The 14,226-nt window shown below is 67.7% G+C and carries 12 protein-coding genes; 6 read left to right on the top strand and 6 right to left on the bottom strand.

Annotation, left to right across the window (positions count from 1 at the left end):
* Positions 1-102 precede the first annotated feature (102 nt).
* Together HR086_RS04680 and HR086_RS04675 are read left to right on the top strand one after the other, a co-directional pair.
* Positions 103-1,641 carry a hypothetical protein gene (locus HR086_RS04680; protein ID WP_373564259.1) on the top strand — a complete coding sequence of 513 codons (1,539 nt, stop codon included), beginning with the start codon at positions 103-105 and terminating at the stop codon, positions 1,639-1,641.
* Positions 1,642-1,771: 130 nt separating this feature from the next.
* Positions 1,772-3,304 carry a hypothetical protein gene (locus tag HR086_RS04675; protein WP_174464972.1) on the top strand — a complete coding sequence of 511 codons (1,533 nt, stop codon included), beginning with the start codon at positions 1,772-1,774 and terminating at the stop codon, positions 3,302-3,304.
* A gap of 91 nt (positions 3,305-3,395) precedes the next feature.
* On the opposite strand, the gene HR086_RS04670 is transcribed toward HR086_RS04675, so the two are convergent.
* Complete coding sequence (locus HR086_RS04670) at positions 3,396-4,355, bottom strand: Xaa-Pro aminopeptidase (protein WP_254626173.1); 960 nt, start codon at positions 4,353-4,355, stop codon at positions 3,396-3,398.
* Positions 4,356-4,431: 76 nt separating this feature from the next.
* Between HR086_RS04670 and HR086_RS04665 the strand changes: the two genes are divergently transcribed.
* The 3 genes from HR086_RS04665 (at position 4,432) to HR086_RS04655 (ending at position 7,288) form a co-directional block, all read left to right on the top strand.
* Complete coding sequence (locus HR086_RS04665) at positions 4,432-5,313, top strand: AraC family transcriptional regulator (protein WP_174464970.1); 882 nt, start codon at positions 4,432-4,434, stop codon at positions 5,311-5,313.
* 87 nt (positions 5,314-5,400) lie between these two features.
* On the top strand, positions 5,401-6,465 hold the full coding sequence (locus HR086_RS49525; RefSeq protein WP_174464969.1) for a HEAT repeat domain-containing protein: 1,065 nt from the start codon (positions 5,401-5,403) through the stop codon (positions 6,463-6,465).
* A 112-nt stretch (positions 6,466-6,577) separates the two neighbouring features.
* Positions 6,578-7,288, top strand: a complete 711-nt coding sequence (locus HR086_RS04655; protein WP_174464389.1) for a hypothetical protein — start codon at positions 6,578-6,580, stop codon at positions 7,286-7,288.
* 93 nt (positions 7,289-7,381) lie between these two features.
* Here HR086_RS04655 and HR086_RS04650 read toward each other — a convergent pair whose 3' ends face one another.
* Complete coding sequence (locus tag HR086_RS04650) at positions 7,382-9,178, bottom strand: matrixin family metalloprotease (RefSeq protein WP_174464968.1); 1,797 nt, start codon at positions 9,176-9,178, stop codon at positions 7,382-7,384.
* 756 nt (positions 9,179-9,934) lie between these two features.
* Between HR086_RS04650 and HR086_RS04645 the strand changes: the two genes are divergently transcribed.
* Positions 9,935-10,378 (top strand): hypothetical protein, encoded by a 444-nt coding sequence (locus tag HR086_RS04645; protein ID WP_174464967.1) that lies wholly within the window; start codon positions 9,935-9,937, stop codon positions 10,376-10,378.
* Positions 10,379-10,476: 98 nt separating this feature from the next.
* Here the strand turns inward: HR086_RS04645 and HR086_RS04640 are convergent, their stop codons facing one another.
* The 4 genes from HR086_RS04640 to HR086_RS04625 form a co-directional block, all read right to left on the bottom strand.
* Complete coding sequence (locus HR086_RS04640; RefSeq protein ID WP_217441674.1) at positions 10,477-11,004, bottom strand: lipocalin-like domain-containing protein; 528 nt, start codon at positions 11,002-11,004, stop codon at positions 10,477-10,479.
* A 14-nt stretch (positions 11,005-11,018) separates the two neighbouring features.
* Positions 11,019-11,738: an SDR family oxidoreductase gene (locus tag HR086_RS04635; RefSeq protein ID WP_174458317.1), complete on the bottom strand. Its 720-nt coding sequence runs from the start codon at positions 11,736-11,738 to the stop codon at positions 11,019-11,021.
* A 708-nt stretch (positions 11,739-12,446) separates the two neighbouring features.
* Complete coding sequence (locus HR086_RS04630) at positions 12,447-13,226, bottom strand: DNA/RNA non-specific endonuclease (RefSeq protein WP_174464966.1); 780 nt, start codon at positions 13,224-13,226, stop codon at positions 12,447-12,449.
* Positions 13,227-13,384: 158 nt separating this feature from the next.
* Complete coding sequence (locus HR086_RS04625; RefSeq protein WP_174458319.1) at positions 13,385-14,146, bottom strand: hypothetical protein; 762 nt, start codon at positions 14,144-14,146, stop codon at positions 13,385-13,387.
* Between the last annotated feature and the right edge of the window lie 80 nt (positions 14,147-14,226).

Genomic DNA, 14,226 nt, shown 5'->3' with positions numbered 1-14,226 from the left:
CATATCTCATAATCCAAGAAAGACAGCTAAGACTTGAAGATCAGATTATTCACGAATAGTCTCGTCGAAGTTTCGAAGTTGAAACAACGAGGAGAACTCAACGTGAATCCTGATTCGAAGTGCAACGCGGTGGCGTTGGTGTGTCTCGCCTTGATGGGCTGCGGAGACGCGGTGCCTGAGGGCGGCGTGCCTCCAGAATCCATCCCTGAAGTGGTCGACTCGACAATCGTCCCGGAGGGCTGGGAGACGGTCGCGAATCAGTATCAGTCGTTCACGCTGACCCAGCCCTCGACTGTCCGGTTCGGACTCGGCGAGACCTGGGTGACGAAGGAGCTGGCCGCGGGCAGTGTGTATTGTTTCTTCAATCCGGACCCCGCGCCCGGCAAGTTCAAGACGTGCCAGCGCAAGACGCAGCAGAACCCGGTGCCGGAGCCGGCACTCAGCCCCGCGTGTGCCACGTTCTACCCCTCGGGTTTCGCGCTCTCCAGCGTTCGTCAGGCCCCGGCGGTTCCCGCCTTGGCGAAGCCCGCGAAGGGTGTCGCGGTTTCGGAGCCGACCTACAAGACGTGTCTCGTACGCGCCACGGACCATACCGCTGACGGCGTCTCCGGCTTTGCCCGGAACGACTACTCCCGCCGTCAGGCCTTCAACTCGAACAGTACGAAGCAACTCGTGTATGCCCTCGACGGGTACTGGCATGTGTATGACGCGAACACCCGCGCGCGCCTGAAGCAACTGTCGGGGCCGGCCGGGGACGCGGAGCCGCAATGGCACCCGACAAACCCGGACCTGCTGTACTACCTGCCCACCAACGGCATCGGGATGAAGCTCCACGAGCTGAACATCGCGACCGGGGCGACCCGCGTCGTGGGTGACTTCGCCGCGAGGCTGAAGGCCCGGTGGCCGGCCGCGATGGCGGCCTGGACGAAGGCGGAAGGTTCCCCCTCGGCGGATGGTCGCTACTGGTGCTTCATGGTCGATGCGACGGACTGGGTGAGCGCGGGCGTGTTCACCTGGGACCGCGACACCAACACCATCCTGGGCATGTACGACACCCACGGCGACCGGCCCGACCACGTGAGCATGTCCCCCAGCGGGAACTACTGTGTGGTGTCCGGCGACGGGGCGGGGGGAACGGCGGCGTTCTCGCGTGACTTCAGCACGAGGACCCAGTTGCTCGGCATCTCCCAGCATTCGGACCTCGCGCTGGATGCCAATGGCGAGGATGTCTACGTGGCCATCGACTATGGCTCCAACGAGGGGGACGTGTTCATGGTGAACCTGCGCACGGGCGTGCGCACGGCGCTGTTCGCGACCTACCTGAGCGGCACCGCGACGGCGCTGCACGTCTCGGGCAAGGCGTTCGCCCGGCCGGGCTGGGTGGTGGTCAGCACCTATGCCGACGGTGGTGGCTCACTGCAGTGGCTGCACCGCAAGCTGCTGGCCGTGCAGCTCAAGGCCAATCCGACGGTCTACACGCTCGCGCACCACCGCTCCTCGCCGAACGGCTACTGGACGACGCCCGTCGCCAGCGTCAACCGCGACTTCACGCGGGTGGTCTTCAACTCCAACTGGGGCAACGGCAGCGATACGGACGTCGACACGTACGTGGTCGAGCTGCCGGCGAACGCGCTGCAGTAACGACGCGGCGCACTTGGGGCCCCCGCGCTCGAGCGGGTAGGGGGCCCGCTTCTTCAGTCCGAACCCTTGGCCCACGCGTGTCCGCGCGTGGCGCGGTGCCGTGGTCTCCACTCAACGAGGAGCGTTCAACATGAGTCCTGCATTGAAGCATGACGTGATGGCATTGGTGTGTCTGGCGTTGATGGGTTGCGGCGGCGGAGCGGACGAGGGCGGTGTGCCTCCTGGCTCACTCCCCGGGGCGGTCGACTCGACGCTCGCCCCGGAGGGATGGGAGACGGTCGCGAACCAGTATCAGTCGTTCACGTTGACCCAGCCGTCGACCGTCAGGTTTGGACTCGGCGAGACCTGGGTGACGAAGGAGCTGGCCGCGGGCAGTGTGTATTGTTTCTTCAATCCGGACCCGGCGCCCGGCAGGTTCAAGACGTGCCAGCGCAAGATTCAGCCGGTGCCGGAGCCGGCGCTCAGCCCCGCGTGTGCCACGTTCTATCCCTCGGGGTTCGCGCTCTCCAGCGTTCGTCAGGCCCACCCGATTCCCACCTTGGCGGAGCCCGCCAAGGGCGTCGCGGTTACGGAGCCCACGTACAAGACGTGTCTCGTACGGACCACCGACCACGCCGCGGATGGCGTCTCCGGCTTTGCCCGAAACGACTACTCGCGCCGTCAGGCCTTCAACGCGAACAACACGAAGCAGCTGGTGTACGCCCTGGACGGGGCCTGGCATGTGTACGACGCCAACACCCGTGCGCGGCTGAGGCAGCTGTCGGGTCCGGCTGGGGACGCGGAGCCGCAGTGGCACCCGACGAGCCCGGACCTGCTGTACTACCTGCCCACCAACGGCGTCGGCATGAAGCTCCACGAGCTGAACGTCACGACCGGGGCCACCCGCGTCGTGGGGGACTTTGCCGCGCGGTTGAAGGCCCGCTGGCCGACGGCGAACGCGGCCTGGACGAAGTCGGAGGGCTCTCCCTCGGCGGATGGTCGCTACTGGTGCTTCATGGTCGACACGAGCGACTGGAGCAGCGTGGGCGTGTTCACCTGGGACCGCGACACGAACACCATCCTGGGCACATATGACACGCTGGGCGAGCGTCCCGACCACGTGAGCATGACCCCCAGTGGGAACTACTGCGTGGTGTCTGGCGACGGGGCGCGGGGCACGGCGGCGTTCTCGCGCGACTTCAGCGCGAGGACTCAGCTGCTCTCGAAGTCCGAGCACTCGGACATCGCGCTGGACGCCAATGGCGACGACATCTTCGTGGCCGTCGACTACCAATCGAACGCGGGCGACGTGTTCATGCTGAACATTCGCACGGGTGTTCGCACGGCGTTGTTCCCGACGTACGTGAGCGGCACCGCGACGGCGTTGCACATCTCCGGCAAGGCGTTTGCCAAACCCGGATGGGTGGTGGTCAGCACCTATGCCGACTACGGCGGCGCCCAGCAGTGGCTGCACCGCAAGGTGATGGCCGTGCAGCTCAAGGCCAATCCGACGGTCTACACGCTCGCGCACCACCGCACCGCCTCGAACGGCTACTGGACGGAGCCGGTCGCCAGCGTCAACCGTGACTTCACGCGGGTGCTCTTCAACTCCAACTGGGGCAATGGCAGCGACACGGACATCGATTCGTACGTGGTCGAGCTGCCTGCGAGCGCGTTGCAGTAGGCGTACGGAGCATGGCCGCGAGGCGGCTTCCTTCCGAGGAGGCCGCCTCGTTCGTCAGGTCTTCACCCAGGCTCATGCCCGAACGACTGACCTACAGCCCCAGCTCGCTCATGGGGATGCGGTACATGTCCCCGGTGCCGCTCCCGATGCCTTTGAGCGAGCCATCGTCCCGAGGCGTGTCGAAGCGCTCGCCGACGTCCCCCGTGAAGGGGCGGGTGCTGCTGAAATAGAGCCACTTCCCGTCGGGAGACACGCTGTGGTTGTACTCACTCGCGCGCGTGTTCAGCCCTTCACAGAGGCGCCGCGCGGGCTCCCAGGTGCCGTTCACCTGGCGGCTGAGGAACAGGTCATAACCTCCCAGCCCGTCCGCGCGGCGCAGGGCGCTGAAGAGCAGATAGCTCTCGTCCGGAGCAATCCAGGGCTCCAGCTCGTGGACCGTGGAGTTGATGGCCGCGCCCAGGTTCTCTGGCGGTTGGTATGCGCCGTCGACCCAACGGGAGACCCAGAGGTCGCTCCCTCCGAGCGTGCCCACGCGCTCGCCTCCGAAGTAGAGGTTGCCGTTGGCGGCGACCGCGGGTGACCACTCGTCGAGGCTCGCGTCGTTGACGGGCGCGGGCAGTCTTCGTGCGTCTTCCCATTTGCCGTTCGTGCCCAGGGATGCGGCCCAGATGTCATACGACGCGCGCGGACCGGGCTCGCCGGGCTGGGGACGATTGGAGATGAAGTACACAGTACGCCCATCGGGCGACAGGTGGGGATCCGCGTTGCTCCACTGGTCCGCGAAGCGAGGGAGCACGGGGCGAGACCAGACCCCGTCGTCCCCGAGCCGCGTCTCGTACATCGTGTACCGCTCGAAGCTGTCGTCGGCCCTCCCGAAGAGGACGCGGCGCTGGTCTGGCGAGAAGGCCATGAAGAAGTCCCAGGCGCCCGTGGTGAAGAGGCCCGCGCCGTAGAGCTCGGGCGTACAGGCGGCGCGAGGCATCGCCGTGCGTCCCGAATGGGCGCCACATGCCAGCGTCGTGAGGCTCAGCACTCCGAGAACCCCTCGCATCCACTGCCTTCCGGTCATCGTCAGTCCCTCCTGGACGTGCATTCCGTCGTTGGGAGGTCAGCGGTAGCATCCGGGCATGAGGCGAAACTTTGGGAATCTTGCGTCGGCTCCGTCCACGCTGCCCGGGCGCCCTGGTGGCTATCACCTGCTCGGGCAGGGCGAGGCCTTCGACGTCAGGGACTGTGTCTGTCAGGAGGGCGCGGGGAGCCCGGCCTTCGGCGGTCAGCATCCTCGCGTCCGGATCAGCGTGGTGTTGTCAGGCGTCTTCCACGTCCGTGCTCGCGAGGGGGCCGCCGTGGTGGGGCCCGGAGCATTGCTGCTGGGAAACCGCTCCGCCCCGTACGAGTACCGACATGTCGATGATGGGGGAGACCGCTCCATCGTGTTCGACTGTTCGGAGTCGCTGTTGGAGGATGCGTTGCGTTCGCTGGGGCGCCACGCGCATGTCGAGCGTCCCTTCGAGCGGGTCTGCATCCCCGCTTCGGTCGCCTCGGCGGAGGCCGTCCTGCTCACGCATCACGCCCTGGCGAGTGGAGAACCAGAGGCCCTGCGTGAGGCGGCGCTGACGGTGATGGGGACGGCGCTGACGCTGGGGTGTGAGCCGGGGGAGGCGTCGCTGGCGGTCTCGGAGCCGCAGGCGCGCCGGATTGCGCGGAGCCTGCGCTACATCGAGACCCACAGCGCGGAGGACTGTTCCCTGGAGACCCTGGCCCACGTCGCGGGGCTCGCGAGCTTCCACTTCCTGCGCGTGTTCCGGGCGATGACAGGGCAGACGCCTCGACAGTTCGTCATCGCCACGCGGCTTCGAGCGGCGGCGACGGCACTGCGGATGACGCGCGCTCGAGTCACTGACGTCGCCCTGGAGGCCGGCTTCGGTGACCTGTCCCACTTCACGGCGAGCTTCACGCGAGCGTTCGGCGTCTCGCCTCGTGCCTATCGCTCGCGTGCAGGGGATTGACGGACAGTTCCGCCGCAAGGGAACGGTTGGCACCCTCGGCGCACCCGCCCGTGGTACCACCCGGGTGATTCTCTTCGAGGAGCCTTGGTGAACCGTGTCCGTCCCCTGGATGAGTGGGTATCCCGCCTTTCCACCTCGAACCCGAAGGACGTGGCGGCGGCACTCGAAGTGCTGGGCGAGGCGCTCTGCGCGGACGATGAGGCGGTCCGGGAGCGAGCGGCACAACTGCTGGTGAAGGAGCTGGCCCGGGCTGGCTCGGCCGCCCACGGTCCCATCCTCCGCCTGCTCCAGACGTCCTGGTGGCCGCCGCAGGTGCAACTGGCCGAGCCCGCGCTGGAGGCGGTGCTGACCGCGGTGGCTCGAATCGACGTTGATGCGCCCGAGCTGGATGAAGCGGCGCTGCTCATCGCGAACCTCTACCGGGCAGCCCCGTTGCCGCTGAGCGCGCTGGAGGGAGCCCTGGGCCACGCGAAGGCCTCGGTCCGTCGAGTCGCCGCGGGCTGTGTGGGCCGCGTGGGCAAGGCGGCGGTGTCATTGCTTCCTCGCCTGCTCACGGTGTTGGACGACTCGGAGTCCGTGGCGGGGGCCGCGCTGGAGTCGCTGGGCTCGCTCGCCTCCGCCGCGCCGGAGGTGGCCCTGCCCGCGTTGTTCGACCAGGTGAGCCGGGCGGAGGGGACGCGGCAGTACCTGGCGCTGACCTCGCTCCGGAGCCTGGTGGAAGAGGGCCGCCGAGAGGGCAAGCCCGCCCCGGAGCTGGCCTCCCTGGAGCCCGTCTTGCTGAAGACGGCCGAGGACCCCCAGCCGCCCGTCCGCCTGGAGGCGGTGTCCCTGCTGGGCCTGGGGCGCCTGTCCTCGCTGTCTACCGTGGCCGCGCTGCGCAAGCGCCTCCAGGATGAGAGCCCCGCGGTGGCTGCCTGCGCCGCCGTGGCCCTGCTGCGCGTCGGGGCTCCTCCCCAGGAGGCTGCCTCGCTCCTGGCAGCCCAACTGGCGTCCGCCGAGAACCCGGACAAGGTCGGCGCCGCGCTCAGCGCGCTGGAGGGCGTGGAGCCCGCCACCCTCGGCCGCATCCGCGACACGCTGGCGGCGGCGGCGCGGGGCGCGAAGGGGCTCGTCGCCGAGGCCCTCCAGGAGCTGCTCCCTCGCAACGCTTGATGGAAATGCCCTCCAACGGAGAATGCCTGAATTTCATGATAAATTGGAATTAAGGCGCTCGGGCTGGGATTGACTGAACGGGCGTCCTTCGCGTTCGCGCGGAAAGGCACCCATGTTCAAGTACCTTGGCTGTGTCCTGTTGGCGTCTCTCCTGGTGGGCTGTGTCGGCACCGACTCCAACCTGGAGGACGAGGCGTCCTTCGAGGAGAGCTCCGAGCAGGCCATCTGTGGCATTGGCTGTCCGCCTGGGCAGCATCCCACGGCCTATTACTGTGATCGCTTCGCCTGTGGCGCGCTGGCCTGCAACTTCAACAACTCGAACGCGACGACGTGCGCGGTGACGCCCAACTGCGGAACCATCACGCAATGCGGGCTGGGGTGCCCCGCGGGCTTCTCCGCCATCGCGTTCGTCTGCAACCTGAGCTGCGGCTTCTGCGGTGGGGGAACGGTCAACGCGACGCAGTGTCAGTCCAACACCAGTCCCCAGGGGTGTCCCTGTGCCGCCCTTCCGGTGGGGAGCGCGGTGGACCGGGGCGCGGCGGGAGGGCTGCACTACCTGGAGCTCTACTACTCCAACTTCACCAGCTCGAACCCGAGCATCGGGACGGCGAGCTTCAACTCGCTCAGCTGCGTCAACGGATTCTCGGTGGGGCAGATTGTCTGCAATGGCTCGCCGGTGAGCGCCACGGTGACGTACTCCGACACGCAGCAACTCAACATCGCGATTCCCGCGTCGAGCGTGGCTCGGAGCTGCGTCGCCCATAGCTCCAGCACCAACTCGCAGTACATCCGCTTCGCCTTCACGGTGCCCGGCACTCCGTAGCCCGGCGCTGGCTCCAGGAAACACCGCGGGCCCGGGGCGTCCTGTTGGAACGCCAGCCGGGCCCGCTTCCGCTTTCTATCGGCGCGTCGAGCGTCAGCGCAGCTCCTGGGAGAACCGCTCGCGATAGCGCCCCTGGAGCGACTTCAGCGCTTCCGTCATCCCCACGGCACGGTACTGGTCCGCCAGGAGTCGCCACGCCTCCATGTGCTGGGGCTCCAGCGCCACGACGCGCTCCAGGTGCGTCCGTGCTTCCTCGCGAGGGCCGGACGTGGAGGCCAGCCAGCCGAGGATGAAGTGCGCCTGCACCGCCTCCTCGTGCGCGGCCACCGCCCGCCGACATGCCGCTCGCGCGGGCCCCGACCTGCCCGCGCGCATGTGGACCTCGCAGTCGAGCACGTGCTGCACCGCCGCGCGCGGGAACTCCCGCTTCAGCCAGGCGAGCCGCGCCTGCGCCTTCGTCGCCGGCCCCTTCTCCAGGTACACCTCGATGTCCTTCACCGCGCGGATGAGCTCTCCCTCCCGCTCCACCGCGACACCGCTCACGGTCGCATCCACCGGCAGCGCCATCCATCGTCGCGTCTGCAGGGCCCACGTCCGCAACGGCTCGGTCCGGGACCCATTGCCCATCTTCAGGGTGGCCTGCTCGGCCCAGGTGAGCGCGGAGGTCTGCTTGAAGAGCGCCGCGAGGTCTCCCCAGCCTTCCGGCGGCGTTCCGGCGTTCGCTTCCATCCGCTGCCGCGCGCGCACGAGGTGGCCTTGCGCCTCCAGGTGACGCTCCTGGTGGAGCTCCAGGACGGCGAGCTGAAGCAGGGCGGCGGCCTGGTCGGGGAACTTCTCGGCGGCGGACTCGCACTTCTCGCGGGTCGCCGGCAGCTTGGGGGCGACCCGCGTGTCCAGGTAGCAGGCAAGACCTTGGAGGTGGGCGTCCTCCGGGTAGCGTCGAGCGAGGGGCTCCATCTGCTGGGCGGCGACCTCGACACGCCCCTCTTTTTCGAGCGCGAGGATTTCGTTGAGCCGACGCCGGTCGTCCGGCGACAGGGTTGTCTTGGGCTCGTGCTGGACCAGCGGCGCCTTGCCTTCGCGGACCTTCGCGAGCCAGTCGACCACGGCCTGCTTCTCCGGACCTTCCCAGTCCGGTGAGGTCGTCGAGGCCAGTTGCCCACCCAGCTCGGTCGCCCAGGCCCGCGCGGCTTCGTCATCTCGACGACCCGCGGACGCATGGCGAAGGCTGGTGGCGAGCAACGCCAGGGTCTGCGACGCGAAGGCCGCCTGATTCGGCGCGTAGCTCGGGAACATCATCCAGTGCGAGCTGCGCACGTGGAAGGCCCCCAGCGTGTGCGCCCACTCATGGAGGAAGACGGACGTCTCCTTGTGCGCCTTGCGCTGCTGGTAGAGCGTCTGCTGTTCGTCCGCCGGCAGGTGGATCAGCGCTTCCATCATGGCGCGGACCTCCTCCGGGTTTCCCATCTCGCGCAGCACACAGTGGCGCCCGAACATCCGGGCCATGCCCAGCTCATGCTGCGCGGAGGAGAAGAACTTGAGCGAGGAGACGAAGCCCACCACCAGGTCCACGTCCTCACCCGGGTCCGCCAGCTCCAGCGCGGCCAGGGAGCCCTCCAGCTCGCCCTCGACGCCGCGATGCGCCCACTCGCGCGTCGACTCGAGTTCGAAGACAACGCCCAGCGGCCCTCGCACCACCGCGCTCGCGCGTTGCAACTGGGACACGATGCTGCTTCGCCAGCGAATCACCTGTTCCCGGTAGTCCGCATCCGCGTAGACGCGGACCCGAACCTTCCGAACCGGACCCGCCGAGGACTGCGACGAAGTCTCCAGCTTCGCTGGCGCGAGGGTTTGTGCATGTTCCCGCGCGTAGTCCACGGGGCGCTTCACACACGACACCCCCAGGACACAGACCCATACCGCAAGCAGGGCGCAACGCGCCTCGAATCCCATCACACGACCTGTGCTCATTCAGTCCCCACCCTCGAAGCGCGCCAGGACCCCACCTGACTCCCAGCGCCAGCTCATGACGCGGGAGGGAGTGCGAGCCTTGGCGGCGCGGCGGCGGCGAATGCTAGCACTCCATGAAAGTGACAGTCCCTCGTTCTCGCGGGGTTCGCCCCGAGTCTCCGTCCGAGTCCTTCGAGCCCCCATGAACTCACCCACCGTCTCAGGCGGCCCTCACCGCCTTCGTGCCGACGACGGGAACGCGCCAGAGGGGCCCGCCCGGTGAGAGGATGCGGAGGGTATCCAGGAAGGGCAGGGAGATAGGCAATCACAGTCTTTGATTGAAGCCCGTGAGCGCACGCCTTTTGGCAGACAGCCGATCACTGCTTGAGTCGGTTCCAGCCACCACCCAGGGAGGGCGGGGGCCGCGGATGGCTCGTGGACTCCAGGTGTGTTCGGCCTGTGCCACCAGTCCGGCCCTCACCCTCGCTGCGCGCAGGTGCCACCGGCAGTGGGGGCTCGCGGGCCCTGTCGGAGTGCGTCGTGCGATGACGCCGCGCGCTGATTTCAACGCCGTGAGTCAAGTGCTCAGTGCGCCATGACAGAACCATGACAAAGGCATGGAGTCGCCATGGACCTTCCACCTATACCGCCGCAGTAGGTTGGCTGCATTCGCTGACCTGCAACGGGGCTTCTTCCATGCGTGTCATCTCCCCAGGCCTCCTCGTGGCGGCCGTGACGGAACTCTCGCTGTCGAGGAGCGCGAAGCTGGTCCGGCTCAAGGACGTCATCGCCTGGTGTGAGTGGAACGGCGTGGACTACGAGGGGCCGGGCGGCAAGCAGCAGGCGCTCTGGGACGCGGACCGCGAGGAAGCCCAGGGGCACCGCCGCCTGCTCAAGTTCAAGAGTGGTGAGTGCAAGCAGTCACGCGCGGGCTGGGCGCTCATCGCGCACGGAGACAAGGCGCGCGAGGCCGCGGCACAGCTCACCTGGCGCGAGCAGCTCTGGGACGGAGAGAAGTGGGACTGGCTCGGCGGGAGCGCCCCTGTCGTGGCCCGCCGCCCCAACGCGAGGCGGGAGCGGCCGAGCAACGAGTCCAACACGGAGCACCTCGTCGATCAGCCTCGCCTCCTGGTCGGCTGACACGCCTCTGCGGTGGGAACTCGCCGCCTGCTGGCGCCTGCTTCCTCCAGGGGTAGGCCCCCTGGAAGAAAAGGGCTGGGGGCTCGCGGACGTCGCGGCTACCTCGCGCGCCGCCACTTCACCTCGCCGACGGCGCCCGTTCCACCGGTCGTCGGCGCGGGGACGATGTACTTCAGCTCGTCGCCCGTCAGCGTGAAGGTGCGCCGCTGCTGCGTTCCCTCCCAGTTCGGGAACGAGGCGTGGTCGATGTGGAAGGTGACGGTGCGCTCCACCTCGTTCACCGAGTACCGGCCGAAGTGGGAGTTGGTCCCGCGCACGGTGGCCTGATTCTCCTCCGGCGTCCCCTGGTTCTTGTCGCTGGACGCGAACCGGGCGCGTCCCGCTCGGAGGATCTGGATGGAGTAGCGCCCCTGGCCATCGAACATGAGCAGGCCCTGGGGCTCGGCACCGTAGAGCTGCACGCGTTTCCCATCCGGGATCACGTTGTCGACCAGGACGAGCGTCCAGGACCCCACGAGCTGCTCCTTGAAGGACTTCTCCCCGGCGTCCGCCTCGCGTGAGGGGAGCAACACCGCCAGGAGCAGCAGGGACACGGTGGGGAGGGCGCGCAATTGGCTTCGAGTCATCGGGTTCCGTCCGTTCACATCAGCACCCCACCGCCGTCCACGCTGAGGACGGTGCCAGTGAGGAAGGGGTTGGTCATGGCGAAGAGGGTGGCGGCGGCCAGGTCCTCCGTCCTCCCCACGCGGCGGGCAGGAGCCTTGCTGGCGTAGTCCGCGAAGAGTCGCTCGCGGGCCTCGGCACCGAGCCGGTCCCAGAAGGAGCCGGAGTCCACGACGCCCGGAGAGATGGCGTTGAGCCGCACCGGCGCCAGCTCCACGGCCATGGCCTTGGTGAAGGCTTCGAGCCCTCCATTGACCAGGCTGGTGATGGAGGTGCCGACCGCGGGCTTCCAGGCGCGGAACCCGGAGAAGAAGGTGAAGGAGCCCTCCGGGGAGATGCGCGGCGCGGCATGTTTCACCAGGAAGAGGGGAGCCCAGAGCTTCGCGGCGAAGGCTCGCTCGATGGCGGCGGCGCCCAGTCCGGAGAGGGGGCCGACGGCGCCCTGGCTCACGGTGCTCACCAGATGGTCGAAGGAGCCCACCCCTTCACAGAAGGCCGCCACCTCTGCTTCCACCGTGGCGTCCAGGACACGGACCTCACGGGGGCCCTTCATCAACTCCGAGGTGGCCTCCAGTGTCTCGCGCTTGCGGCCCGCCAGCACCACGTGGGCGCCTGCCTCGGATGCCACGATGGCCACGCCCCGGCCGATGCCTGAGCCAGCCCCAACGACAATCACCTTCCTGCCTTCCAACTGCATGGGTGCGCCTCCGCGTCGGATGAACTCCGTAACCCGATAAGAAGGTTACGGACGGAGGTATGTTCGAGAATCCGTAACCTGTCAATGGGGTTTCATGGCGCTCGTTTCGAGCGGCGCCGTGGCGCGGTCGCGGACTTCCGCCAGGGACAGGTACCCGTACGGGGAGTCGTTCTTGTGGCGTGCGTGGCCCGGCGCATGTCCTGGCCGGCCGCTCCCGTCAGAGGGCGGCTTTGTCACATCGCGGGAGGTGTGCGTCCTGGAGGAACGCCCTGCCTGCGCGCTGCGTCCCTCGCGCACGCGACGCGAGGACGTGCCTGCACGACACCTGACGGGAGGCCGCGTGGCGCTTCACTTGCACTGGGCCGCGGTTCCTCTCGCGAAAGACCTGCCTCGGTGCATCTCCTGCGACACGTCGTCGACTGCGCGCTGTATTCCCTCTGCCTCACGGGCCTCGCGCTGCTGTCGCCGAGCAACACGGGCTGTGGCGCGGCCCCCTCGGACTCATCGTCCCCAGGGGTCCACGCCTCGCCCGGCACTCAGAGGGTGGCGCTCGACACGGCGTCAGTCCTCACGGCCCTCGCCGATGTCCGTCCCTCCGCGTTCGCTCCGAGCACCCCCCCGTGCGTGTCGCGGGAGGGTGCCTGCACACCAGACTTCCCTGCGCGCGGTTGTGAAGCGCGCGAATAGCGTACGACTGCGAAGGTCTGCTCAGTTGCAGCCCTGGCTGGTCAGCCAGTCCACGCCCCGGGTCCGCGTGGCCGTGCCGCTCGTACCGCCGCCGTCCGTGTTCGAAAAGGACAGGGACACGCTGGCGCCCGAGGACTGGTTCCTGAGTTCCATCGTCATGTTGTTGGGGATGAGCGTGGTGGAGTTCGGGTAGTTCGCGCCGATGGTGTAGCGGATACGGCCGCTCGGGAGGCTCCCGCACTTGGCCATCTTGTTCTCGAGCTGCACCCAGTTGCCACGGTTGAAGTTGGCATCCTGAGGCACCAGGTTCGCCCGCCCGCCCCATCCTCCAAGCTGCGAGCCGATGAGGTGTCCCCCGTCATAGTCGTTGCTGGAGTTCTCCGCGTCGCCCCACTGCCCGACGGTCGTCTGACAGGAGTCGACGCGCGGCGCGGCGGTGATGGGCGGCAGGTTCTTGTACGCCCGGCTCGGTCGGCCCGCCGTGTCGATGAAGTAGTACTCGCCGTCGAAGTTGTGCCAGATGTTCCGGTCGGCCGACGGGAAGTACTTCGGGCAGTCGCGGATGGCTGCCTCTGAGACTTCCCCGTGGATGACGTAGCCGACGCCGTACTGCTTCAGCGCCCCCCGGATCTCCTCCTCCGTGTGGTGCTCGAAGAACTCCATGAGACCGCTCGGGCCGCCGAAGTCCTGCTCGAGCTGACGGGCGGCACCATCGCCGCCCAGGTCCGTGTCAGTGACTCCGCAGCCGCCAGACATCAGGACAAACACCGCCGCAACGAAGAGCTTGTTCAGCGCGCGCATTCTCTTGGGTCCTTCCCGAGTCGGTTTCACTGGTTTCAGTGACTCGTTTACCAAGAAAGAGAGAGTCGTAATACGTGAATTTGCGGTGAACTGCGGCCTCGTGGCTCCACGGAGAAGGAGGGGGCCGGCGAACTCCCGGCCCCCTCGGAGTCAGCGCACTACCAGATGCAGGACGGAATGCCGGGGAGCAGCGGGAACGAGGAGAGCGCGCCATCCGGCACGACGCCATCCGCGGTGACTCCGGTCACTTCGCCCTTCCACATGGTGGGAGAGCTGGAGCGATACCCCATGTAGTACACGGTGCTGCTCGAGCGCTCGCGGAGGAGCGTTCCGCAATACACCTCGTTGGTGTACTGACCCACCGTGCCCAGGGGAACGACCTTCACGGCGGACGAGCCGCCGAAGTAGGCGAGGTCCGCGGGGGTGGTGACGGGGAACACCGCGCCCGCGACGAAGAGATAGATGTCGCTCGACGTGCGGTCCTGGATCAGCGCGCTGTACACGAGCATGGGGAAGACGTCCCGCGACCCGGTCGGGACGTTGTTGACGCTCGTGGTGTCATCCCAGAAGCCCAGCTCCGTGGGATTCGGAACCCACCAGTCCTTCGCGCCCACCACGACGTAGATGGCTGTCTCGCTGAGCTCGCGGATCAGCGTGCCGTCTCTGGGAATCACTTCATAGGTGTTGATGGTGGCCTGGGGCTGCGTCACCGAGGGGGCGAAGACGTAGTGGATCCACTCCCCAGCGGGAATGAGGAACCTCGCGCCACCCGCCACCACATAGCGGTTCGTGGTGTCGGAGGCGCGAAGGACATGACCGTCAGCGTAGGGCGCATAGCCCGCGAGTGCCTGGGCACCGAAGAGGCCCAACCCCAGGGCGATCAAGCGAGGAATGAATGCAAGGAACGAGGCAACGCGCACAGGGATTCTCCGTTCAAGACGTGTGTGCCGCCGAGAGGGGCCGGCCCGACTCGATGACAAAGGGGATACGCCGCCAGCCT

It is taken from the genome of Myxococcus sp. CA039A (assembly GCF_013336645.1).
GTDB lineage: Bacteria > Myxococcota > Myxococcia > Myxococcales > Myxococcaceae > Myxococcus > Myxococcus llanfairpwllgwyngyllgogerychwyrndrobwllllantysiliogogogochensis.
This window is presented reverse-complemented; position numbering and strand designations above follow the sequence as displayed.

What these genes read in the sequence shown, in the direction of transcription:
- HR086_RS04670 (WP_254626173.1), bottom strand. Translation starts at nt 4,355, where the DNA reads ATGCGAGGGGTTCTCGGAGTGCTGAGCCTCACGACGCTGGCATGTGGC.
- HR086_RS04675 (WP_174464972.1), top strand. Translation starts at nt 1,772, where the DNA reads ATGAGTCCTGCATTGAAGCATGACGTGATGGCATTGGTGTGTCTGGCG.
- HR086_RS04630 (WP_174464966.1), bottom strand. Translation starts at nt 13,226, where the DNA reads ATGCGCGCGCTGAACAAGCTCTTCGTTGCGGCGGTGTTTGTCCTGATG.
- HR086_RS04640 (WP_217441674.1), bottom strand. Translation starts at nt 11,004, where the DNA reads ATGACTCGAAGCCAATTGCGCGCCCTCCCCACCGTGTCCCTGCTGCTC.
- HR086_RS04665 (WP_174464970.1), top strand. Translation starts at nt 4,432, where the DNA reads ATGAGGCGAAACTTTGGGAATCTTGCGTCGGCTCCGTCCACGCTGCCC.
- HR086_RS04645 (WP_174464967.1), top strand. Translation starts at nt 9,935, where the DNA reads ATGCGTGTCATCTCCCCAGGCCTCCTCGTGGCGGCCGTGACGGAACTC.
- HR086_RS04655 (WP_174464389.1), top strand. Translation starts at nt 6,578, where the DNA reads ATGTTCAAGTACCTTGGCTGTGTCCTGTTGGCGTCTCTCCTGGTGGGC.
- HR086_RS04635 (WP_174458317.1), bottom strand. Translation starts at nt 11,738, where the DNA reads ATGCAGTTGGAAGGCAGGAAGGTGATTGTCGTTGGGGCTGGCTCAGGC.